General features: G+C 70.8%; 24 protein-coding genes. 16 read left to right on the forward strand and 8 right to left on the reverse strand.

What is annotated here, in order from left to right; translation table 11 throughout:
- Positions 1-59: 59 nt before the first annotated feature.
- From ABZS66_RS18350 to ABZS66_RS18380, 7 genes are all read left to right on the forward strand, one after another.
- Positions 60-1,301 (forward strand): LCP family protein, encoded by a 1,242-nt coding sequence (locus ABZS66_RS18350; protein ID WP_354759020.1) that lies wholly within the window; start codon positions 60-62, stop codon positions 1,299-1,301.
- A 402-nt stretch (positions 1,302-1,703) separates the two neighbouring features.
- The gene (locus ABZS66_RS18355) at positions 1,704-2,816 is read left to right on the forward strand and encodes an LCP family protein (protein WP_354759022.1); all 1,113 of its coding nucleotides are present in this window, start codon (positions 1,704-1,706) and stop codon (positions 2,814-2,816) included.
- Positions 2,817-2,825: 9 nt separating this feature from the next.
- A complete protein-coding gene (locus ABZS66_RS18360) occupies positions 2,826-3,158 on the forward strand; it encodes a rhodanese-like domain-containing protein (RefSeq protein ID WP_354759024.1) in 333 nt (110 codons plus the stop codon).
- Positions 3,139-3,981, forward strand: a complete 843-nt coding sequence (locus ABZS66_RS18365) for a glycerophosphodiester phosphodiesterase family protein (RefSeq protein ID WP_354759026.1) — start codon at positions 3,139-3,141, stop codon at positions 3,979-3,981. Before ABZS66_RS18360 ends, ABZS66_RS18365 begins: the two co-directional genes overlap by 20 nt.
- 88 nt (positions 3,982-4,069) lie before the next feature.
- A complete protein-coding gene (locus ABZS66_RS18370; RefSeq protein ID WP_354759028.1) occupies positions 4,070-5,536 on the forward strand; it encodes an ATP-binding protein in 1,467 nt (488 codons plus the stop codon).
- A 4-nt stretch (positions 5,537-5,540) separates the two neighbouring features.
- Positions 5,541-5,939, forward strand: coding sequence for an ATP-binding protein (locus ABZS66_RS18375; RefSeq protein WP_354759030.1), 399 nt, complete (start codon positions 5,541-5,543; stop codon positions 5,937-5,939).
- Positions 5,940-5,970: 31 nt separating this feature from the next.
- Positions 5,971-6,909 (forward strand): DUF5926 family protein, encoded by a 939-nt coding sequence (locus ABZS66_RS18380; protein WP_354759032.1) that lies wholly within the window; start codon positions 5,971-5,973, stop codon positions 6,907-6,909.
- Between the two features lie 23 nt (positions 6,910-6,932).
- On the opposite strand, the gene ABZS66_RS18385 is transcribed toward ABZS66_RS18380, so the two are convergent.
- On the reverse strand, positions 6,933-8,120 hold the full coding sequence (locus tag ABZS66_RS18385) for an arginine deiminase (protein WP_354759034.1): 1,188 nt from the start codon (positions 8,118-8,120) through the stop codon (positions 6,933-6,935).
- Between the two features lie 193 nt (positions 8,121-8,313).
- Here ABZS66_RS18385 and ABZS66_RS18390 point away from each other — a divergent pair, with 193 nt between their 5' ends.
- The 6 genes from ABZS66_RS18390 (at position 8,314) to ABZS66_RS18415 (ending at position 12,087) form a co-directional block, all read left to right on the forward strand.
- Positions 8,314-9,018 carry a hypothetical protein gene (locus ABZS66_RS18390; RefSeq protein WP_354759036.1) on the forward strand — a complete coding sequence of 235 codons (705 nt, stop codon included), beginning with the start codon at positions 8,314-8,316 and terminating at the stop codon, positions 9,016-9,018.
- A gap of 112 nt (positions 9,019-9,130) precedes the next feature.
- Positions 9,131-9,559: a hypothetical protein gene (locus tag ABZS66_RS18395; protein WP_354759038.1), complete on the forward strand. Its 429-nt coding sequence runs from the start codon at positions 9,131-9,133 to the stop codon at positions 9,557-9,559.
- 60 nt (positions 9,560-9,619) lie between these two features.
- On the forward strand, positions 9,620-10,012 hold the full coding sequence (locus ABZS66_RS18400) for an ACT domain-containing protein (RefSeq protein WP_354759040.1): 393 nt from the start codon (positions 9,620-9,622) through the stop codon (positions 10,010-10,012).
- 189 nt (positions 10,013-10,201) lie between these two features.
- The gene (locus ABZS66_RS18405) at positions 10,202-10,546 is read left to right on the forward strand and encodes a hypothetical protein (protein WP_354759042.1); all 345 of its coding nucleotides are present in this window, start codon (positions 10,202-10,204) and stop codon (positions 10,544-10,546) included.
- 14 nt (positions 10,547-10,560) lie between these two features.
- A complete protein-coding gene (pheA, locus tag ABZS66_RS18410; protein WP_354759044.1) occupies positions 10,561-11,505 on the forward strand; it encodes a prephenate dehydratase in 945 nt (314 codons plus the stop codon).
- A 69-nt stretch (positions 11,506-11,574) separates the two neighbouring features.
- Complete coding sequence (locus ABZS66_RS18415) at positions 11,575-12,087, forward strand: hypothetical protein (RefSeq protein ID WP_354759046.1); 513 nt, start codon at positions 11,575-11,577, stop codon at positions 12,085-12,087.
- A gap of 651 nt (positions 12,088-12,738) precedes the next feature.
- Here ABZS66_RS18415 and ABZS66_RS18420 read toward each other — a convergent pair.
- Positions 12,739-13,131, reverse strand: coding sequence for a hypothetical protein (locus ABZS66_RS18420; RefSeq protein ID WP_238009260.1), 393 nt, complete (start codon positions 13,129-13,131; stop codon positions 12,739-12,741).
- A gap of 114 nt (positions 13,132-13,245) precedes the next feature.
- Positions 13,246-13,656, reverse strand: coding sequence for a hotdog fold thioesterase (locus tag ABZS66_RS18425; RefSeq protein WP_354759048.1), 411 nt, complete (start codon positions 13,654-13,656; stop codon positions 13,246-13,248).
- Between the two features lie 110 nt (positions 13,657-13,766).
- Between ABZS66_RS18425 and ABZS66_RS18430 the strand changes: the two genes are divergently transcribed.
- Positions 13,767-15,119, forward strand: a complete 1,353-nt coding sequence (locus tag ABZS66_RS18430; protein WP_354759050.1) for an ABC transporter substrate-binding protein — start codon at positions 13,767-13,769, stop codon at positions 15,117-15,119.
- A 72-nt stretch (positions 15,120-15,191) separates the two neighbouring features.
- A complete protein-coding gene (locus tag ABZS66_RS18435; RefSeq protein ID WP_354759052.1) occupies positions 15,192-15,434 on the forward strand; it encodes a hypothetical protein in 243 nt (80 codons plus the stop codon).
- A 60-nt stretch (positions 15,435-15,494) separates the two neighbouring features.
- On the opposite strand, the gene ABZS66_RS18440 is transcribed toward ABZS66_RS18435, so the two are convergent.
- The 3 genes from ABZS66_RS18440 to ABZS66_RS18450 all read right to left on the reverse strand — a co-directional run bounded on the left by ABZS66_RS18440 (position 15,495) and on the right by ABZS66_RS18450 (position 19,052).
- The gene (locus tag ABZS66_RS18440; RefSeq protein ID WP_354759054.1) at positions 15,495-16,913 is read right to left on the reverse strand and encodes a hypothetical protein; all 1,419 of its coding nucleotides are present in this window, start codon (positions 16,911-16,913) and stop codon (positions 15,495-15,497) included.
- A 32-nt stretch (positions 16,914-16,945) separates the two neighbouring features.
- Positions 16,946-18,154 carry an ABC transporter substrate-binding protein gene (locus tag ABZS66_RS18445; RefSeq protein ID WP_354759056.1) on the reverse strand — a complete coding sequence of 403 codons (1,209 nt, stop codon included), beginning with the start codon at positions 18,152-18,154 and terminating at the stop codon, positions 16,946-16,948.
- A 79-nt stretch (positions 18,155-18,233) separates the two neighbouring features.
- Complete coding sequence (locus tag ABZS66_RS18450) at positions 18,234-19,052, reverse strand: alpha/beta hydrolase (RefSeq protein WP_354759058.1); 819 nt, start codon at positions 19,050-19,052, stop codon at positions 18,234-18,236.
- A gap of 82 nt (positions 19,053-19,134) precedes the next feature.
- Here ABZS66_RS18450 and ABZS66_RS18455 point away from each other — a divergent pair, with 82 nt between their 5' ends.
- On the forward strand, positions 19,135-19,671 hold the full coding sequence (locus ABZS66_RS18455) for a bacterial proteasome activator family protein (protein ID WP_354759060.1): 537 nt from the start codon (positions 19,135-19,137) through the stop codon (positions 19,669-19,671).
- On the opposite strand, the gene ABZS66_RS18460 is transcribed toward ABZS66_RS18455, so the two are convergent.
- Together ABZS66_RS18460 and ABZS66_RS18465 are read right to left on the reverse strand one after the other, a co-directional pair.
- Positions 19,659-20,459, reverse strand: coding sequence for an HAD family hydrolase (locus tag ABZS66_RS18460; protein ID WP_354759062.1), 801 nt, complete (start codon positions 20,457-20,459; stop codon positions 19,659-19,661). The two genes, ABZS66_RS18455 and ABZS66_RS18460, sit on opposite strands and share 13 nt — an antisense overlap.
- Positions 20,456-21,274, reverse strand: a complete 819-nt coding sequence (locus ABZS66_RS18465) for an HAD hydrolase family protein (RefSeq protein WP_354759064.1) — start codon at positions 21,272-21,274, stop codon at positions 20,456-20,458. Before ABZS66_RS18465 ends, ABZS66_RS18460 begins: the two co-directional genes overlap by 4 nt.
- Positions 21,275-21,392 lie beyond the last annotated feature (118 nt).

Here is a 21,392-nt window from a genome sequence, read left to right on the forward strand (position 1 = left end):
CGTGCCGCGCCCGTCGCGGTTACGTGGCGTGGCGGCGGGGGATTCGTATCGTGGGTTTCATGCCCAACACGCCTGCCTCCAACGGCTCCTCCTCGGGCCGCGCCTCGGTGCCCGGCGCGATCGCACCCAACTCGGGCGCCCGCGCCCGAGTCTCCGGTGCCAGCGCGCCGACCAGCCCGGCCAGCCCCGGGGTCTACGGCCGGCCGTCAGGAGGCGGGAGCGCCCCGCCGCCGCGCGTCGGGAACCAGTACTCCGGGAAGAAGAAGATCCGCCCGCGCTGGGGCCGCATCGCCCTGGTCGCCGGGCTGGCCGTCCTCGCCCTGGCCCTGCTGGCCGGCCTGGGCGGGTTCATCTACTACAAGCACGTCGACTCCGGACTGCAGCGCGAGGACCCGTTCGCCGACATCACCGGTGGGCGACCGCCGAAGGTGGCCGACGGCGCGCTCAACATCCTGATGCTCGGCAGCGACTCGCGCGACCCCGACAACAAGGGCAAGGCCGGGGAGTGGCGCACCGACACCATGATCGTCCTGCACATCCCGAAGAGCCACGACAAGGCGTACCTCGTGTCGATGCCGCGTGACCTCTACGTGCACGTGCCGAAGAGCAAGGCCAACCCGCAGTACGGCGACACGATGGCCAAGCTCAACGCGTCGTTCTCGTGGGGTGGCACGCCGCTGACGGTCCAGACGATCGAGGAGTACACCAAGGTCCGCATGGACCACGTCGTGCTCATCGACTTCGCCGGCTTCAAGCAGGTGATCGACGCGCTCGGCGGCATCGACATGAACGTCGAGAAGGACATCACCTCGATCCACCCGCCGAAGCGGCAGTTCAAGAAGGGCATGAACCACTTCAACGGCGACGAGGCCCTGGACTACGCGCGGCAGCGCTACCAGTTCGCCGACGGTGACTTCGCCCGCATGCGTCACCAGCAGGAGATGATGAAGGCCATCCTCGACAAGGCCGTCAGCTCCGGCACGGTGACCAACCCGGGCAAGCTCAACGCGTTCATCAAGGCCGTCACCAAGGCGATCACGGTCGACAAGGACTTCTCGATCGCCGACATGGCGCTGCAGTTCCGCGGCCTGCGCAGCGACGACCTGATGTTCCTGGTGAGCCCGCACGACGGCAGCAAGAAGATCAACGGTGAGGACGTCGTCGTGCCGAACAAGGAGAAGGCCGACGCGCTGTACACGGCGATGCGCAACGACAAGATGGCCGACTGGGCGGCGGCGACGCAGCCGAAACCGAGCGGTTCCGCCCAGCCCTCGACGAAGGCATCGACCAAATCCAAGTGATATTTCCGGCATTCCCGGGCATGTCCCCTCCTCGTGAGGGTTGCATGCCCGGGCTGTCGTATAGATCTCATTGCCTTACCTGTGGCAACCGAGTAGAAATCCGCTGTTTGCCGGTTTCCGCGGGTGCGCATTCTTCGCGCCTCGAACGTAGACTCGGATGGATTCCCGCCCGCAGGTGCCGGGGCGGCTTCTCGGGGGCGGTAGATGGAGGACAAAGCGCCCGACGCGACCGGCGTCGAAGCGGAAGAGGCGGATAAGGTCGAAGCGCCCGAAACGACGGGAACGACCGAAATCGCGGATGATGCTGCGCCGGAACGACCCGTCATCGACCTCGATGACGACGACGTCAGGCCGCCGGAGCCGACCGAGTCGACCAAGCCGACCGAGTCGACCAAGCCCATCATGTCGACCAAGCCCATCAAGAAGGCCAACAAGCGGAAGCTCCCGGGCCGCGACCCGGCCTGGGCCAAGGCGCTCATCGTCTTCGGTGCCGTGATCGTCCTGATCGCGGGCACCGCCCTGGCCGGCACCCAGATCCTCGAGCGGCGCTACAGCGGTAGCGTCCACCAGGAGACGCTGCTCGGCGACAACTCCCGCGTCGGCGGTGAGAACCCGGAGGAGCGCCACAGCGAGGTCAAGGGCCCGCTCAACTTCCTGCTCCTCGGCTCCGACGAGCGGGCGCTCGACCCCGAGGACGGGCAGCGCTCCGACTCGATCATCATCGTGCACATCCCGGCCAGCCTCGACCGGGCCTACCTGCTGTCGATCCCCCGCGACCTGCGGGTGGCGATCCCGGCGTTCCCGGCGACCGGCTTCGACGGCTCGTCGCACGAGAAGATCAACGGCGCCTTCCAGCACGGCGGCGGCGGCAAGGGCGGCGTCCAGCTGCTCGCCGAGACGCTCACCAACGTGCTCGGCATCCGGTTCGACGGCGCCGCGATCGTCAACTTCGACGGCTTCAAGGCCGCCGTCGACCTCCTCGGCGGTGTCGACATGTGCATCGACCAGAGGGTCACGTCGATCCACCTCGGCTACGACGAGAACGGCAACTACAAGGACCCGACCAAGGGCGGCCGCCCGGCCGTCTACGAGGCCGGCTGCCACCACCTGGAGTCCTGGCAGGCCCTCGACCTGGTCCGGCAGCGCAAGAGCCTGGCCAACGGTGACTTCGACCGCCAGAAGAACCAGCAGAAGTTCATCCGGGCGCTGCTCGACAAGGCCCAGACGAAGGACCTCACGACCAACCCGATCGCGCTCGACAAGTTCATCCGGGTGATCGGCCAGGCGCTCACCGTCGACACCAACGGCGTGTCGCTGGCCGACCTGATGTTCGGGCTGCGCAAGGTGAGCCCCAACAACCTCGTCGGCCTGCAGGTGCCGTCGGAGTCGCAGGACATCGGCGGGATCTCCTACGTGGTGGCCCTGACCGAGGCGGAGACCCTCTACTCGGCGATGCGCGAGGACCGGCTCGACTCGTGGGCGGTCGAGAACCCGACCTGGGTCAACCACATGTAGCCTGACGAGGTGTTCAGGGGAGTACCGAGTATCTCGATCGCCGACTTCAAGGACGACACCTTCCTCCTTGACGTCCGGGAGGACGACGAGTGGGCGGCCGGCCATGCGCCGGACGCGGTGCACATGCCGATGATGCAGATCCCGGCCCGGATCGCGGAGATCCCGGCCGACCGCGACGTGGTCGTCGTCTGCCGGGTCGGCGGGCGCTCCGCGCAGGTGGTGGCGTTCCTCCAGCAGAACGGGCTGGAGCGCACGATCAACCTCGACGGCGGCATGCAGCACTGGGCTGCCGCCGGGCGGGCGATGGTGAGCGAGGACGGCGGTGCTCCAAGAGTCGCCTGAGCGGCCGCTCGTGTTCGCGCACCGCGGCTCCTCACAGCGGTTCGCCGAGCACACCCTCGACGCCTACCTGCTGGCCATCGAGGAGGGCGCCGACGGCCTCGAGTGCGACGTGCGGCTCACCCGCGACGGTCACCTGGTCTGCCTGCACGACTCCCGCATCGACCGCACCAGCGACGGCCGCGGCCGGGTCAGCGTGCAGACGCTGGCCGAGCTCGACCGCTTCGACTTCAGCTCGTGGAAGCCGCAGCTGCCGGACTCGCCCGACGAGCTGATCGTCGACCGCCGGCTGGTCGACGACGGCTGGCGGGGGCGCGTGCTCACCCTCGACCGGCTGCTCGGCCTGGCCACCGACGCCGGCCGGCCGATGCGCCTGCTCATCGAGACGAAGCACCCGACCCGCTACGGGAGCGCGGTGGAGCTTTCACTGCTCCAGCTGCTTCGGCGGTACGGGCTGGAGCGTCCCGATCCGGACCGGGCGCTGCAGGTGACGGTGATGTCGTTCTCGTCGACGGCGATCCGCCGGGTCCGCCAGCGCGCGCCGTCGCTGCCGACGGTGATGCTCATCGACATCTGGTCCGTGCCGAGCCGGATCGGCTACCTGCCCCTCGGCAGCACGATCGCCGGGCCGGGCGTGCAGCTGCTGCGGGCCGCGCCCGAGCTCGTGGAGCGCCTGCATCGGCGGGGCTTCCAGGTGTACGTCTGGACCGTCAACGAGCCCGACGAGGTCGACCTCGTGGTCAAGCTCAAGGTCGACGGCATCATCTCGGACCGCCCCGCGTACGTCATCGACCGGCTGCGAGAGATGGGCCTTCGGAATCCGTAGCGCCCGCCGCGGCGCTCGACTGATTCACGTCTCAACAACTTTGCTCGACGACCTTTCAAAGCCGCCCGCGGCGAGGCAGACTCCAATCATGGTCGATGCTCCCCCTGCCGCCGTCTTTGCCGGGCTGGCCGGGGTCGCCGAGGCGCTCAACGCCGGCGAGGGTGGCGTGGTCCTGCTCCAGCAGTCGGTCGAGGCGGCCGCGGTCGCCACCGGTGCGATCGGCGCGGTCTTCATCGAATATGCGCACGACACCGGCCGGGTCGTCGCGGCCGCCGGCAAGCTCGAGTGGGCGCTCGGCCGGCCGGTCGATCTCATTCATCCGTCGCTGCGGGGTCTCCTGCAGTACGGATCCCGCGTCCGGGAGTTCCCGAGCAGCCTCATCGGCACCCCCGGGGGTGCCCAGCTCGACAGCCGGGGCCTGCACCGCGTCATGACGGCCGAGGTCAACGCGGCCGGCGCGAGCGTGGGCATCCTGGCCGTCAGCTATCCCGACGCCGACGGCTCGGCCGAGCCCGAGCAGCGCTCGGCGCTGAGCTTCCTCGCCTCGTTCATCGCGCTCCAGTACGGGCTGGGGCGTGGCCTGCCGGTGTACCGCGACGGCCCGGCCGCCGACCCGGTCAACGGCCCGTTCGCCCTGCTCGATCCCGGCAACCGGGTGATCGCCTGGAACCCGGAGGCCGCCCGGCTGACCGCCCGCCCGCCGGAGACCGCGCTGGGCGAGCCGTGGCCGTTCCCGCTGCCCAACGCCGACGAGACGATCGTGCACCAGATGGCCGGCGGCACCTGGATCGAGATCCGCGCCCAGCCCGTGCCCGGCACCAGCGACCTGGGGGTGTCGTTCCGCGCCCGGCCGGTGGAACCGCCGGACGGCCGGGACCTCTTCATCGCGCTGACCGGCCACGAGCTGCGCACCCCGATCACGGTCATCCGGGGGTACGCCGACACGCTCGTCGACCACTGGGACTCCCTCGACGAGGGGGCCCGGCGGGAGGCGATCTTCGTCGTCGGCCAGCGGGCCCGCGACCTCAGCCGGCTGGTCGACCGCCTGCTGAACGCGATCGGCGACGTCGATCTTTCCACCCTGCTGCCGTTCGACCTGGTCGAGTCCCTGACGGCCGCCGTCGACGAGCTCAATCCGGACCGGCGCCGGCTGCTCAAGGTCGATCTGCCCGCCGCCCTGCCGAAGACGTACGGCGATCGGGCCAGTCTTGCCACGGTATTGGCGGAATTGGTGACCAATGCGGGTAAATACTCGCCAAATTGGGTAGAGGTCGAAGTGACTGCCGGAGCCGACCCGCAGTCCGTCTGGTTCCGCGTGTCCGACCGCGGCATCGGGATCCGGCCGGAGCACGTGGAGCGGGCGTTCGAGCGGTTCTGGCAGCTCGAGACCGGCGACCAGCGCAAGAGTGGTGGGGTCGGCCTCGGTTTGTACCTGGTGCGTAGGATCGTCGAGCGTCAACATGGATGGGTGTCATTGCGACCACGCCGAGGGGGAGGGACCGTCGCCGAGGTGCGACTGCCCCGAGCCGACGCCGAGGGCCCCGGGGAGGCTTGAGAGCGTGTCCACAATCGTTGCGGAGCGCGCCTGGTGCGTGGTCGTGCCGCACCATGCCCGCGGTGCCCACCTGGCCCGCCACCGTTTGGCCGACGAGCTCGACGCCCTGATCGCCCCCGACCGCCTCGACGACGCGATTGCGATCGCCGCCGAGCTGGTCGGCAACGCGGTCCGGCACGGCGCCCCGCTCCCGGGCGACGTGATCCGGGTGGCGTGGCGCCTGCTGACCGACGACACGCTGGAGATCCGGGTGACGGACGGCGGCTCCCCGTCCGGCCCGCAGATGCGCGTGGCGAGCCCCGACGCCGTCGACGGCCGCGGCCTGACCATCGTGGCGGCCCTGGCCATCGGGTGGGGCGTGGAGCGCGACGGCCTCGGCCAGTGCGTCTGGGCCACCCTGTAGCGCGGTGCCCCGCGGGTGAGAGACGCGCCGGATGGGGGCTTGTGCACCCCGGTCCGCGTGGGAGCGCCTAGGCTGGTTCGCCGTGAGCAAGCGTGCGAAAACCCCCCGTGGCCGTGGTAGCAGCGGCGAGAAGCGCGAGAAGATCCGTGACGTGTACGTCGGGCGGCCGTTCCAGGGGCTGGCCGACGAGCCCGAGTGGATCGCCCTGCGGGAGCTGGTGCCTGCCGCCGCGGCGCCGTTGAAGCTGGCCCCTGCCCTGGCCGAGAAGTACGGCGACCGGGAGGTCATCCTCGCCACCGTGCTGCCGATGGCCTGGCCCGCGATGACCAAGCCCGACGGGCGCGTGTTCATCGGCCTCCAGCGGCACGTCCAGTCCGGCGACGTCTCCCGCGACCTCGCCGTCGCGCTGCTGTGCGCGCTGGAGACCCCGCCCGGCAAGTCCGTCGCCGTGCCCGCCCTGCCCGGCCTCGGTGAGCGCCTCCAGGACGTGATCGTCAACGCCCCGCTCGACATCACCGTCCACACCGGCTTCGAGTTCTGGCTCGACGACGACGCCGCCGACGACCCCAACGTGCGCGCGTCGCTGGAGCGGGCCAACGCCAGCATCTTCCCGACCGTGAAGCTGGCCGCCGCTCCGGCCACCTACTGGTGCCGGGTCACCGACCGCTCGCACGTGCGCCTGGTGCTCGGCGACGACGAGGACCCCGCCCTCGACGCGCTGTCGCGCCTGTCGGCCGCCGGCGGGCTGCTGCTCGGCGACAACACCAAGTTCGCCGGGATGTTCCGGGCGCACGGGCTGCTGGCGCCGGTCTGGGACCTGCCGGTGGACGTCGAGGCCGAGGAGTGGGAGGCGCCGGTCGCCGAGTTCGCCAAGCGCTACGCCGAGGCGCTCGCCGTCACCGAGCCGCTGACCGCCGCCGAACGCCGCAGCAAGCAGGGCCTGATCGGCCGCCTCCAGCCCCTGCGCTAGCCGTCCTTTTGCTGACCTGACGCTCAGCCGAGCGGACGCCGCGCGATCGGCGCGGACATGCATCGCGGACCGCCCCGGCCCGAGCCCAGCTCGGAGCCGGGGATCCGGATGACCTGGATGCCCTGCCGCTCCAGCTGCGCGTTGGTCTCCACGTTGCGCTCGTAGGCCACGCAGAGGCGCGGCGCGATGGCGAGCGTGTTGTTGCCGTCGTCCCACTGCTCGCGCTCGGCCGTCACCGGGTCGAGGCCGGTGTCGATGAGCCGGAGCGTGTCGATGCGCATCGCCTTCGCCGCCGCCACGACGAACGGCTCGGGGCCGCTCACAGACAGCTCCTCGCCCGCCGTCACCGTCCACGCCTGCAGGGTGCCGGCGACGTTGGGGTACATGAGGACCGCATCGGTGTCGACCATCGTGCACACCGTGTCGAGGTGCATCGTCGCCCGCTCCTGCGCGATCGGCACGACCAGGACCGTGTGGGCGTGCCCGCGCTCGAAGCAGCGCCGGGCGAGCCGCTCCGCGCCCGCCGGACGGGTCCGCTCGCCCACGCCGACCGCGAGCACGCCGGGGGCCAGCAGCAGGACGTCGCCGCCCTCCAGGTGCTCGATCGTCGGCTCGTAGAGCAGTTCGGTGCCGGCGAAGCGGGGGTGGTACCGATAGATCGCGTGCGTCAGGGTGGTCTCCCGCTGCCGCGCGTGCATGGCCAGGCTGGTGACCGCGACCTGATCACCGATCCACACGGATGAGTCCCGCGTGAACAGCAGGTTGGGCAGCGGGTCGATGATGAAGTCCGACCGGTTCATGAGCGCGTGCACCAGGCCGGTGCCGGTGCGCAGTTCCGCCCGCGACAGTCCGGCGATCAGCGTGGTGGCCAGCGTGACCGGGTCGAGCGCGGCCAGGTGAGCGGCGACGTGCCGGCGCAGCGAGTCGCCGAGCCGGAAGTCGGCCAGCACCGTCGCGGTCACCTCGTCCCGGGCCGCGGGGACGGCGAGCGCCTCGGCCAGCAGCTCGGCCACGTACAGCACCTCCACGCCGTGTGCCCGCAGCGCGTCCGCGAAAATGTCATGCTCTTCTTGAGCCCGCCCGACCCACGGGATGCCGTCGAAGAGCAGCGAGTCGTTGTTGCGCGGGGTCAGCCGGGCCAGCTCCGCTCCGGGCCGGTGCAGCAGCACGGTGCCCAGCCGGCCGACCTCGCTGTCGACGTGGTGGTTCACGACTGCAGCCTATCGGCTCGCCCGATATGATCCGGTTGCGCGCCATGCGGAAATTCATGAGCGTGCGTGAATGTCTGATTCATCCCGTCATTCCCAGTCATTCGTTCATCTCGCGCTGCCGTGTCGCCGCTCGAACACGTACGGTATCTGGACACACACGCAACCGAAGCGGCGACTATCGGAGGTGTGCGAGATGACCGAGATGCTGTACCGCAGCGGTCAGGAATCGCAGCCGGGGGGATTTGACGAACGCATCACAGTCGATGCGGGGCGCACATCTCCGATCGAATGGGTACGGTCCCGGCGCGCGGAGCGCGAGCTCCGGCGCGAGGAGGCGGCGCACAGCCGGCTCTACCGGCGGATCGGCAACCTCATCGGGCATCTCGGGGACGACTGGTACGTCCTGGATTTGCGCGAGCTGAGCGGCGAGGAGCACGACAGCTTCCTGGCGATGGGTCCGGGTGGGGTGTTCGCGGTGACGGTCAAGGACCACGGCCGCAGCCGGGTGTCCTTCGCGGGCGACGTCGTGCAGATCGACGGCAAGCGGCCGAAGTACGTCGAGGAGGCCCGCCGCGAGGCGCGCGCCGCCGCCGAGGCGCTCTCCCGCAGTGCTGGCGTGTCGATCCCGGTGATGCCGGTGCTCGCGTTCGCCGGCAGCGGCAAGATCAGCTTCTACGGCGTGCCGAAGGGCTGTCTCGTCACGGCGTACCACGAGCTGCCCCGCGTCCTGAACGCGCGCGGCACCCGGCTGGCCCCCGAGACCGTCGACAAGGTCTTCGCGCTCGCTACGCACCCGGCGACCTGGTTCGCCGGCGACTACGACCAACTCGCCGAGGACTACCGCTGGTACCCGGACGGCGAGCACGTGGGCACTGACAAGCGGGGTCACGCGGAGTAGCCTCTGCGGGGTGGAGCCGCGCGTGCCGAATTTCACCCGGAACGATTTCACCCGGACTGATGCGATGATGAATGCGCTGCGCGCCCGCAGCACCGGTGCCTGAGGAGGCGCTGTGCCGCACGTCGAGCTGTCCATCTCAGATCCGCACCAGGTCCGCGCCGTCACGGCGGAGTCCAGCCTCGATCGCTGGGGCGACACGGTCAGCGAGGCCGCCGAGCCGAGCCTGGTGATCGACGAGCAGGCCGTCGTGGTCGCGGTGTCCGCGTCCTTCGAAGACCTGCTCGGCCTGACCGAGTCCGCCGTCGACCGCCCGGTGCTCGACGGCGTGCTCCAACTGCTCGACTTCGCCGACGGCGGCGCGCTCGACCCGGCCGAGGTCGCCAAGATGCCGCCGCTGCTCGCGCTGTCGTCCGGGCGGCTCGCCCGTGGCCTCGTGCGGCTGCAGTGCGCCGCCGGGCCGCGCATGTTCGACGCCATCGCGGCGCCCCTGATCCAGGACGGGCAGGTCGTCGGATCGATCACCTTCTTCAGCGCAGTCTGAAGCCGTGTCATCGCTCACCGCTGCCACCGCGGTGTGCGTTCGCACCGTACGCTCCTTGTCATGTTGGACCTCGCACTGTTGCCGGGTGACTACGCGATCTGCCGCCTGCCGGCCGCAGCGTCGCTGCCGACCGGCTTCATCGAGGCGGCGATGGGCCTGCCGGACGTCATCTCCGTGACGTGGACGCCGGACGAGGTCTCCATCCTCTGCCCGGCCGCGCTCGCCCCCGACGGCGCGTCGATCGAGGCGCCGTGGCGCTGCCTCCGCGTGGCCGGCCCGGTGCAGCTGGCGCTCACGGGCATCCTCGCGTCGATCGTGAGCCCGCTGGCCGAAGCCCGCGTGAACATCTTCGCGTTCTCGACGTTCGACACCGACTACGTCGTCGTTCCGGCGGTGCGGCTGAACGAGGCGCTGGCCGCCCTGACCGCGGCCGGACACCGGGTCACCACCTGACTGTCGGCGCCGCCCGGGCGCTCCTACGATGAGCGGATGCGCACCGCGGCCGCCGTGTTGTCCATCGCCGCTCTTGGATGCCTGCTGGCTGGTTGCACCGAGCGGAACGACGAACCGCTGATCCCTCCGGCGTCTGTCGCGCCGACCTCCGGTACTGCTAAATCCCCTACCCCACCGAGCACACCACTGGTGCCGTCGCACCGGCCCTCCTCTGCCTCGCCCAGCCCCACCGGCTTCTCGGAGGCCTACGTCGTGCAGTGCAACGGCCGGCCGAGCGGCGAGCAGGTCCTCGCTGCGGTGCGCCGGGCGCGTCCCGAGCTGCCGGCGGGGTCGGGTATGACCGTGAAGAGCCAGCCGCTCTGCGCGGGCATCTGGCAGTACACGGTGCTCACCGTCACCAACAGTGAACCCCTCCAGGTGATCACCAAGGGCTCCCCGTCGGCCCTGACCGTCGTCACCGCAGGCACCGACCCCTGCACGGTCGAGGTCAAGGCGACCGCGCCACCCGCGCTGCTCAACGTGGCGTCCTGCTGAACTACGCTGAGTTCATGCCTGGTGTGCCACCGACGCGGTTCGTCTACCTGGGGCCGGAAGGCACCTTCTCCGAGCAGGCGCTCAAGACCGTGCCCGCCGCCGACCGCGGCATCCTGACCCCGGCCCGCAGTGTGCCCGAGGCTCTCGACGCACTGCGCTCCGGAGAGGCCGATGCCGCTCTTGTACCGCTGGAGAACTCGATCGGCGGCCAGGTCGGCGTCACGCTCGACGAGCTCGCCAACGGGGAGCCACTGATCATCACCCGCGAGGTCGTGCTGCCCGTCCAGTTCGTCCTGGCCGCGCGGGAGGACCGCCCGCTGGAGTCGGTGCGGTCGGTGGCCGCCCACCCGCAGGCCGGCGCGCAGTGCCGCAAGTGGCTGCGCACGCGTGCCCCGCAGGCCACGGTCGTCGACGTGCTGTCGAACGCCGCCGCGGCGATCGGCGCGTCCACGGGCGAGTTCGACGCGGCGGTGTGCGCGGAGATCGGCGCCGGTCGCTACAAGCTGCACGTGCTGGCCAAGGACATCGCCGACAACCCCGACGCGATGACCCGGTTCGCGCTGGTGTCGCGGCCCGGCCCGCCGCCCGCGCCCACCGGCGACGACCTGACGACCCTCGCGGTGTACATCGCCCACGACCGGGTCGGCGCGCTGCTGGCGGTGCTGACCGAGCTGTCGGTCCGGGGCGTCAACCTGACCCGGATCGAGTCGCGCCCGACGGGCGAGCGGCTGGGCCGCTACGTCTTCTTCCTCGACTGCGGTGGCCACGTCGCCGACGCCCAGATGGGCGAGGCGCTGCAGGGCCTGCGCCGCATCTGCGCCGACGTGCGCTTCCTCGGCTCCTACCCGCGGGCCGCCCACGCCGAGGCCCCGCCGCGCCCGGCCGCGGGCCTGGCCGACGCCGACTTCGCCAGTGCGGCCACGTGGCTGGCCCGGGTGCGGGCGGGCGAGCTCACCTGAGTCACTGTTCGTGATCGGCCGGTGACGGCGCCCGGAAAGTTGTCGGTGGGTGCTCGTACGGTGCAGGGCATGAGCGACTTCTTGCTTTCCACCACCGAGGTGAACCGGCAACTGACCATTGGCGACCGCGAATACAGCCTGGTCGTCTACGATGCCGGCGGCGGCTTCGTGGGCCTGCGGGTGGTCTGCTGGCAGGGCGACGGCCACCTCGCGGAGGTCACCGGCGAGCTGCCGCAGGCCGACGTGCCGGAGGTGACCGGCCTGCTCGCCACGGTGCTGGCCGGCTACCGTGCCGATCCGCCGCCGACCCGCGACTGGTGGGCGGCCCACCGGGCGGCCGCCCCCAACGCCGGCCGCCCGTGGGCGCCGCACGACCTCGACCTGCTGGTGGCCCGGTTCAACGCGGGCGCGAGCGTCAAGGCGTTGACGGCCGAGCTGGGCCGGACGGCGGGCGGGATTCGGACCCGGCTGCAGCAGCTGGGCCTGACCCGCCCGGCGTCTCCAAGCGGCGCAGACCCACCGGAAGCCGCCCCGGCAGCTCCGGCGACGCCCGGGGCGGAAGGACTGCCGCTGGCGGGCTGATCCGGCGCGGCCCGACCAGGGACACGACCCGCGGCGCGAGAGCGTCGGCGGGCAGCGCGGCGCGCAGGGTGGCACCCGGCAGGCGCCTCGGCAGCCGGCCGTAGGCGCGGAGGGTGCCCTCTGCCGCCCGCCGGAAGGCGCAGGGCGCGGCCTGGTCGCAGGCGGCACACCGCTGGCTGGCGGCCGACTCGACGTGGATGGCGATGGCCTGGTCGGCGGCGGCACAGCGGTCGGCGGCCTGGGCCGAGTATTGCGGCATGTCCATGGTGGGCGGCGGTTCGCTGCGGCGGTGCGTCATGACTGGGCGACCCCTTCGGCGCTGTGGGAAGGGGGCGGGCGCCCTCAAGCGACCAAAGGCCAGTTCGACGCAAGCGAGCGCCCGCCCGTTCACCCGACCGCGCGGACCCCTCTGTTCGACGCACGGTCGGGGGCCCGGGCGCTGCGACGCTCGGTAACGACGTACGCACAGATCCTGCCAGTCCGCACAGCCATTTTGCAAGTGCATGTAGCATCCGGCCGACCGCCTCGGCGAGGCGCCTACGCTGCGCAAAGAGCGAGGTGGGCGGTGACCCCGCTCCATGATCAAGGGAAACATCTGGTTGCCATGACAGCCGGATGTTTCCCTTGATCATGGAGCGGAGCGCGAAGGTCTCAGGCCGCGCCCCTTCGGCGTAGCGTGGCCACCGCTGAACCAGCCAACGTCAGCAGGCACTCCGGGAGTTTGCCGTCCACCAGCGCGACCGTGAACAGTGCCGTGCCGCTCGGGACGTCGTCGTTGATGTACGCGCTGACGAAGCGGGCCACCCAGCGCTTGTCGTAGTTGGCGTCGTCGATGTCGGGAAAGTCCAGGCGCCACGGGCCGCGGGGGAGGTTCTCGCCCACCATCTCGCCGGCCAGGCGCCACGCGACGTCGTATGCGGCGCCCATCCCGCGGCGGTCCACGACCGCATCGAAGGTGTGGGCGACGGCGTCGCCGTCGCCCGCGAGCGCCGACTCCAGGACCAGCGCGGCGTCCTGATACGTCTCGTCTCCCGGGTCAGCCACGCCGCAACCGTATGTCGCGCCGTCAAGCGCCGTCCGCTACAACCGCGCACCGAACCATGACGAATCGGCCACCGCGGCGCCACGGACGAGCCGAACCGCCGAGGGGAAGCAGCCCTAGGAGCGACGCAGCGCGCAGGTCAGCCGAGCGGTGCACACCCGCTCGCCGGACTCGTCCGTGATGACGATCTCGTACGAGGCGATCATGCCGCCCAGGCGCAGGGGGGTTGCGACGCCCGTCACGGAGCCGGTGCGGGCCGACTTGTGGTGTGTGGCGTTCACCTCGATGCCGACCGCGATCCCGTTGAAGAGGCGGGCCGCGTGCAGGGCCGCGCCGATCGAGCCCAGCGTCTCGGCCAGGACCACCGACGCGCCGCCGTGGAGGAGGCCGTACGGCTGGGTGTTGCCGGCGACCGGCATCGTCCCGACCACACGCTCGGGCGACGCCTCGACGAGCGTGATCCCCATCCGCTCCGGGAGCGTGCCCTCCATCGACAGGTCACCGACCGTGATCTCAACCTCCGTCATGCCGAGAAACGTTACCGGGTGGTACGGAAGCGGCCCGGTACCTCCCCGCTTAAGTCCTGCGCCCGTCCGCGCTAAGGTGCGCACGGCACCTTTGGGGAGGAGAAACACTCATGCGCGCACGGCCCGCCAAAGCCATCGTGGGAGTGATCACGGCGATTGGCCTTCTGGTTGCCGCCACGGCTTGCAGTGACACTGCGCAGAGTGACGGCGACACGGGAACGACCCCGCAGGAAGTGCGGCTGTACGGCAGCGACGGCAACATGGCCAACTCGTTCGGTGAGGCCCTGAAGGACTCGCCGGCCGTGCTCTCCGGCATGAAGGGCACCACGCCGCTGACCCCGCTCAGTGACGACTTCAAACGCCGGGTGAAGAGCGTCGACGCCACCCTCACGGACTTCAACTACGCCGGCGAGTCGTACGACGCCGTCGTGGTCGCCGCGCTCGCGGCCGAGGCCGCCCGCAGCGTCGAGCCGGCCCAGATCGCCAAGCAGATCGTCGGCGTCACGACGGGTGACAATGTGTGCGAGACGATCGCCGCCTGTCTCGCCGCCGCCAAGCAGGGGCGCGATTTCAAGTACCGTGGCATCTCGCTGCGCCGCAGCGGCTTCACCGAGGTCGGCGAGCCCAGCTCCGCGATGTACGGCGTGCTCAACTTCGGCCGCAACAACACCATCGACGACGCCAAGACCGAGTTCGTCGGCGCCGGCGACGAGAAGACCGAGCACAAGGGCGCCGCGCCGGCCGCCGGCAGCCCGCCGAAGGGCAACACGAAGCCGACCCTGAAGTTCGGGCTGCTGCTGCCGAAGACCGGCGCGCTCGCCTTCCAGGGCCCGCCGATGTTCGCCGCCGCCAAGCTCGCGGTCAAGGAGATCAACGATGCCGGCGGCGTGCTCGGCCAGCAGGTCCAGGTGGTCGAGGGCGACGACGGCACCAACCCCGACGTGGCCAAGCAGACCGTCGAGTCGTTCATCAACGCCGGCGTGCACGTCATCATCGGCGCGGGCGCGTCCGGCGTCAGCAAGGCCGTCATCCCGCGGGTCACGGCGGCGGGCAAGGTGATGATCTCGCCGTCGGCGACGTCGGACGAGCTGACCAAGGTCGACGACAAGGGCCTGTTCTTCCGGACCTCCCCGCCGGACGTGCTCCAGGCCAAGGCGATCGCCGACATCATCATGCGCGACGGGCACACCAAGGTCGCCATCATCGCCCGCGACGACACCTACGGCAGCGGCCTCGCCGAGGGCGTCCGCGCCGACCTGACCGCCGCCGGGATCAAGGCCAACAATCTTTTGGTCATGAAGTACGAGGCCAAGGACACGTACGACCCGAAGGCCGACGCGAAGCTGTTCACCCCGCTGGCCGCGCAGACCAAGACGTTCGGGGCCACCGGCATTCTGCTGGTCGGCTTCGACGAGTCGGCCCTCGCGATCAAGGCCCTCATCCAGGAGAAGGTGAAGGCTTAGGGCTCGCGGGAAGCCCGGCGTGGGCCTACGGTGAACCAGATTGCCCCCCAGTGAGGTGAGAGGAACCACCGCATGAGCGAGAACGAGACCGTCGAGACGCGCGGCGACGACCGCGTCGAGCTGCTCGTCGGCGACACCAACAACGACGGCCAGCCCGACCTCTGGGCGGTCGACACCGACGGGGACGGCAAGGCTGACCTGTTCCAGTTCGACACCGACGGCGACGGCAACGTCGACATCACGATGAGCGACCTCGACCAGGACGGCACGCCGGAAGAGGTCGTGGACGGCGACGGCGGCCAGCCCCCCGCCTGAGCAAGAGCCCAGAGCGCCTGAGCAAGGAACCACAGCGAAGCAGCGCGGCCTGAAGCGAACTCAGCCGCGCTGCTTCGCCACGTAATCCCGCCAGGAAGTCTCGAGGTCCGTCGCGGCGACGCCCAGCACTTCCCGTGACACGGAGTCCACCTCGGACAGCCGCTGGAACGCCTCGTAGAAGGCGATCAGCTTCGCCTGACCGTACTTCTCGGCGATCATGCGGCAGGCGAGCCATCCACTGACGTAGTTGCGCGGCTCGTCGTAGAACTGCTGGTCGGTCGGGAACGATCCGATCACGAGGTTTCCCAGCGCCTGCCGGATCCCGGACGCGCTGACCGTCGCGCCCTTGAACGCGACGTACTCGGCGAACCCCTCCACCACCCAGCGCGGCGTGTGCGGCCCGGTGACCGGCCCCATGGCCGCGTGGGCGAACTCGTGCGACAGGTCGTGCGCGAGCTCCTCGGTCTGCGCCGTGAGCTCCGTCGGGTTGAACACCACACGCGTGCTGGCGAACGTCGGCGAGTTGACCCACTCGGGGATGCGGTCGTAGTACGGCACGGCGATCGCGGCCACCTGGGCCACCCGGTCCGGCGACTCCGCGAAGTACGTGTCGAAGATCCGCTTGTCCTGGATCGCGGTCAGGAACACCTTGCCGTCCCAGCCGGACGGCCGGACCGTGGCGACCTGCCGCAGCCCGTCCTCGGCCAGCTTCAGCAGCTGGTCGGCCCGATCAGCGTCGTCGGCCGACACCACCGCCACGACGTGGTCGCTGCGCTTCACCGCCACCGGCCCGGCGGCGTCCCACGGCTGGCCGTTGGCCCCGGTCGGAAGGTCGTCGCCGGTCGCCTCGCCGGCGATCCGCCAGCGGCCGTCGGCGTAGCCGAACACGGGCAGCCACGGGGTTGCGACCGGCTTGCTGTCGACACCCTGGATGCGGTGGACGACGCTGACCGCCTCGACGTGGACCGCCGCGTGGTACCGCGCGAACAACTGGCTCGGCAGCTGCCCACCGATCTTCCGCGGCGGCTTGGCCGCCCGCTCGAACCGCAGCTCCGCGAACGGCATCTTCGTCAGGTTCTCGAACAGCTGCTTGTGCTTGCGGGCGAAGGTCGCGTCGGTGTCGTCGACGTCGGCCATCCACGCGGCCAGATCCTTGTTCTTCACGGCGTCGGCGTGGCGCTGCAGTACCCCCTGGATCGCCTTGCCGCCGACATCCGGGCGCATGTCGACCCACGAGGCGGCGATCGGCGGATCGTCGGTCCCCCGCAGCGCCCACGCGGCCGCCCCGGCCCCCAGGAGGGCCATCAGCATGCTGAAGACCAGCAGGAGGGTGAGGACCGGCCAGAGGTAGCTCCGGCGCGGCGGCGGCAACGGCGGCGGTGACAACGGCGGATACCAGGACGCCACAGGCATCCGCTGCTGCGGGATGAACGCAGGCGGATGCGCCGCGGGCGGCGCGGCTGGTTCGGGGAGGGTCACGGTGCCTGCCGAACGTCGATGAGGAACCGAGCCTATCCGAGCGTCTTGAGCTCCGCGGTCAGCACATTGGACAGAACCGCTCCGTCCGCCCGCACCTGCCGCAGGTACCAGCGCTGCAGCGGCGTCCGGCTCTGGCTGAACTGCCAGCCGCCCCGCGGACTGTCGATCTGGCCGAGCCGGCCGATCGCCGCGTTCAGCGTGAACGAGTCGAGGTTGCGGGTGGCGTCGCCGATCGCCTTGTCGAGCACCGCGGCGGCGTCGTACGAGGCCATCGCGTAGGTCGACGGGATCGTGCCGAACGCCTTCTGGTAATCGGCGACGAACCGGCGGTTGGTCGCGTTGTCCAGGTCGGGCGAGTAGTTCATCGCCGTGAAGATCCTCTGCGCGGCGTCGCCCTGCTGCTTCAGGACATACCCCTCGGTGAGGCCGCCCGGCGCGAACACATTGAAGGCCTCCGGGAACTTGGCCGCCTTGAACTGCTTGACGAACTCGATCGCCGAGGTGCCCGAGTAGAAAGCGAACATCGACGTGGCGCCCGAGTTGCGGACCTGGCCGAGCACCTGGCCGAACTCCCTCCCGCCGAACGGGGTTATGCGGGGCGAGCCGTTGATCGTGCCGCCGGCGCCGCGGAACTTCTCCGAGAACGCCCGGATCTCCTCGTCGTCGCCGCCCGGGTTGTCCGCGCCGACGATCGCCAGCGAGCCACCCGCGTTCGCGGCGGCCCAGTCGGCGATCGCCTGGCCGGGCTCGGTCGCGACGAACGAGGTGCGCCAGATGTACTTCACACCCTGCAGCGCCGCCGGTGAGGCATTCGACCCGATCAGCGGCTTCTGGGCGGTCTCGACGACGTCCCGGATCGCGAGCATCGTCAGCGGGTTGACCACGCCGGTCAGCGCGAGGACGTTGCTCTCCTTGATCAGCTTCTCGGCCGCCGCCTTGCCGGCCTCGGCCGTATCGCCCTCGTCGACCTTGATGAGCTGGACGTCGCGGTTGCCGAGCTTGTTCTCGTGCAGCTGCAGGTAGAGATTGAAGCCGTTGTCCATGTCGTTGCCGAAGTCCTTGTACATCCCGGTGAGCGGCACGATCATGCCGATCTTCACCGGGGGACCGCCGGGCAGCGCGGTGTTACCCTCCGTGCCGTCCGAACTGGAGCTGCACGCGGACAGGATCGGCGCGGTCAGGCCCGCCGCACCAGCAGCCGCGAACAGCCGGAGCGTCTGGCGGCGGTTCAGATGGGACACGTGCGCTTCCTCCCCAACACCATGCGGCGCCGAGGACCTCGACACCCACGCTGCGTTCTACCGCCATCGTGGCGGAGAGTCAATCGCCGGGGACGGCCTCGCCCCTGGTCACCGTGCCGAATGCGGCCAGCACGGCGGGCCAGGCCGCCGACTCCGGGTCAATCACAGCGAAGTGTTCCACACCGGCCAACTCGACCAGCGTGGTGTCGTCCCCCGCCCGGCGGGCCCGCTGGCAGTAGGCGCGGGAGATCGCCACCGGCACGATCGGGTCGTCGGTGCCGTGGAGCACGACCGTGCGCACGTTCGAGGGCAGGTTGACCATGGGGTCGGCCGAGGCGTAGGCGGTCGGCACCGCATCGGGCGCCCCGCCCAGCAGCGCCGCGACCGCGCCGTCGTCGAGATCGAGCTCGTAGGCGCGCGCCAGGTCGGCGACCGGCGCCAGGGCCACCACCCCGCCGATCGCGTCCGGAGCCACCGCCGCGTACCACAGCGCGAGGTGCCCACCGGCGGAGTGGCCGGCAAGAATCGGCCGGTCGACCGACACCGGCACCAGGCCGCGGTGGGCGACCTCCTTGGCCAGCAGGTCGGGCACCGCGACCGCGGCCGAGGCCACGTCGGAGAACGTGCCGGGCCAGCCGCCGCCCGGCTGGCCGGTCCGGCGGTACTCGATCGTCGCGACCGCGTATCCACGGGCGGCCAGGTCGGCGGCGAGCGGGCCGGCGTGGGTGCGGTCCCACTCGCTGCGCCAGAAGCCGCCGTGGATGAAGAGCACGAGCGGCGCCCCGGCCACGGCCGGCAGTCGCACGTCGGCGACCTGGTCAGGGTGTTCGCCGTACCGCAGTGTGAAGTCCGCCGGACGGGCCGGCCGGTTCAGCACATCCCGGGGATCACTCGTCACCGGCAGACGTTATCGCGTCACCAAGCGTGGCAACAGGGGCCTTTGTGGTCGTCTCATCCACCCGTACGCAAGACTAGGAGCCATGGCAGAAGAGGCGCAGGACGAGTCGCGCACCGTGCTGGTCGTCGGACCGGACGGACGGCCGCTGGGCACCATGTCCACCGGTGAGGACGACGCGGCCGAGGATCCGAGCAAGCTGATCGAGCAGCCCGCGAAGGTCATGCGCATCGGCAGCATGATCAAGCAACTACTCGAGGAGGTCCGGGCGGCGCCGCTCGACGAGGCCGGCCGGCAGCGGCTGAAGGAGATTCACCGCCGGTCGATCACCGAGCTGGAGGACGGTCTCGCTCCGGAGCTCCGCGAGGAGCTGGAGCGGCTGTCGCTGCCGTTCGAGGAGGGCTCGACGCCGAGCGAGGCCGAGCTGCGCATCGCCCAGGCCCAGCTCGTGGGCTGGCTCGAGGGCCTGTTCCACGGCATCCAGGCCGCGCTCGTCGCTCAGCAGATGGCGGCGCGGGTGCAGTTGGAGCAGATGCGCGGGCGCCCGGCGCTCACCGCCGGCCAGCAGCCGCCGGGCGGCCTGCCCGGCCAGCACTCGCCGAGCACCGGTCAATATCTGTAGAGCGCTTCCAGGTAGGCGGCCACGCCGTCTTCCTCGTTGGTGGCGGCGGTCACGTCGTGGGCCGCCGCCCGCACCGCCGGGTGCCCGTTGGCCATCGCCACGCCGCGCCCGGCCCAGGTCAGCATCGGCAGATCGTTGGGCATGTCACCGAAGGCGACCACGTCGCGCGCCTCGACCGAGTGCCCGCGGGCGACCCGGGCCAGGGCCGAGGCCTTGGTGACGCCCACCGCCGATACCTCGACCATCCCGCTCGACGACGAGTTCGTCGCCTCGGCCACGCCCGCCAGGCAGGCGCCGACGCGGGCGGTGAACTCGTCGGGCGACTGCGCGCCGGCCCGCACCAGCAGCTTGTGCGCCGGCCGGGTGATGAGCTCGGCGAAGCTGGTCGGGGCGACCGACTCGTGGTCGACCTCCCACGGCCCGACCGGGAACTCGGGCTCGTGGCGCATTTGCCGGCCACCGTCGCGCTCCACCGCGAACACCACGCCCGGAACGCTGGCCCGCAGCCGGGCGCAGGCCTCGGCCAGGGCCTCCGCCGAGAGCGGCGCGCTGTGGACGATCGAGTCCGTGACCGGGTCGTAGGTCGCCGCCCCGTTGGCGCAGATCGCCAGCGGCCGGAGCCCGAGCTGCTCGTACACCCCGAAAAGCCACCGAATCGGACGCCCGGTCACCAGAACGATGATGACGCCCGACTTGTCCAGACGGCCGAGCAGTGAGGCCGTTCGCGGACTGACCGATCGATCACCCCGGACCAGGGTCCCGTCGAGATCCGTGGCAATCAACTTCACAGCTTCAACATAGCGTCGAGGTACACCGCGACACCGTCCTCGTCGTTGGTGAGCGTGATCTCGTCCGCGATCGCCCGCAGGTGCGGGTGCGCGTTGGCCACCGCCACCCGGCCGAACCCGGCCCAGCGGAACATCGGCAGGTCGTTGGGCATGTCGCCGAAGACCAGCACGTCACCCGGGTCGACGCCGAGGGCCGTCGCGACGAACGCCAGCCCGCTCGCCTTGTCGACGCCGGGCGGGCAGATCTCGATGTACCCGAGGCCGGCCTGTGTGACGGTCGCCATGTCCGGCGGGATGATCCGCTGCGCGACCGCGAGGACGTCGTCGACGTCGCACGACGGGTGCCGGGCGAACCCCTTGATCACCGGCCCCGTGAGGCACTCCGCACGCACCCGGGCCTCGACCGCGTCGTACCGCCAGTTGGGGTCGGCGTCGCCCCACAGCGGCGCGTCGTGGTGGTCGCCGGCCTCGATGAGCACCGAGAGCGTGCCGAGCTCGCGCTCCAGCCGGGCCAGCACGTCGGCGAGCACGTCGCCGTCGAGCCGCTCGTCGCGCAGGACCACCGGGTGGTCGGGGTCCTGCAGGTCGAGCACCCGGCTGCCGCCGCCCATGACCAGGAAGTCCGCGGCCGGGATGTCGAACCGCACCAGCTCGGTCAGCCGCGGGCCGCGCCCGGTGGCGCCGACGACGTGGATGCCGGCCGCCTTGACGCGCTCCAGCACGGCGCGCGTGAACTCGCTGACGGTCTCGTCGCTGCGGACCAGCGTGCCGTCGAGGTCGGTCGCGATCAGTTTCGGTAGCCCTGAGCTGCGCATGTGGTGCTCCTTCCGCCTGCGCGGGGCAGCAACCGTACCTCCGAGGACCCCCTGGGTCACAGCCTGCGAGTAAATCCCGACCGAACGTACGACGTACAGCTAGATCGGGTTCAGAGCC

The organism is Dactylosporangium sp. NPDC005572, from assembly GCF_040605515.1.
Classification (GTDB): domain Bacteria; phylum Actinomycetota; class Actinomycetes; order Mycobacteriales; family Micromonosporaceae; genus Dactylosporangium.

Excerpts from the sequence above, each read along its gene's own strand:
- ABZS66_RS18415 (WP_354759046.1), top strand. The coding sequence starts at position 11,575 with ATGAGCGACTTCTTGCTTTCCACCACCGAGGTGAACCGGCAACTGACC.
- ABZS66_RS18435 (WP_354759052.1), top strand. The coding sequence starts at position 15,192 with ATGAGCGAGAACGAGACCGTCGAGACGCGCGGCGACGACCGCGTCGAG.
- pheA (WP_354759044.1), top strand. The coding sequence starts at position 10,561 with ATGCCTGGTGTGCCACCGACGCGGTTCGTCTACCTGGGGCCGGAAGGC.
- ABZS66_RS18400 (WP_354759040.1), top strand. The coding sequence starts at position 9,620 with ATGTTGGACCTCGCACTGTTGCCGGGTGACTACGCGATCTGCCGCCTG.
- ABZS66_RS18350 (WP_354759020.1), top strand. The coding sequence starts at position 60 with ATGCCCAACACGCCTGCCTCCAACGGCTCCTCCTCGGGCCGCGCCTCG.
- ABZS66_RS18370 (WP_354759028.1), top strand. The coding sequence starts at position 4,070 with ATGGTCGATGCTCCCCCTGCCGCCGTCTTTGCCGGGCTGGCCGGGGTC.
- ABZS66_RS18430 (WP_354759050.1), top strand. The coding sequence starts at position 13,767 with ATGCGCGCACGGCCCGCCAAAGCCATCGTGGGAGTGATCACGGCGATT.
- ABZS66_RS18425 (WP_354759048.1), bottom strand. The coding sequence starts at position 13,656 with ATGACGGAGGTTGAGATCACGGTCGGTGACCTGTCGATGGAGGGCACG.
- ABZS66_RS18380 (WP_354759032.1), top strand. The coding sequence starts at position 5,971 with ATGGGGGCTTGTGCACCCCGGTCCGCGTGGGAGCGCCTAGGCTGGTTC.
- ABZS66_RS18465 (WP_354759064.1), bottom strand. The coding sequence starts at position 21,274 with ATGCGCAGCTCAGGGCTACCGAAACTGATCGCGACCGACCTCGACGGC.
- ABZS66_RS18390 (WP_354759036.1), top strand. The coding sequence starts at position 8,314 with ATGACCGAGATGCTGTACCGCAGCGGTCAGGAATCGCAGCCGGGGGGA.
- ABZS66_RS18355 (WP_354759022.1), top strand. The coding sequence starts at position 1,704 with ATGTCGACCAAGCCCATCAAGAAGGCCAACAAGCGGAAGCTCCCGGGC.
- ABZS66_RS18455 (WP_354759060.1), top strand. The coding sequence starts at position 19,135 with ATGGCAGAAGAGGCGCAGGACGAGTCGCGCACCGTGCTGGTCGTCGGA.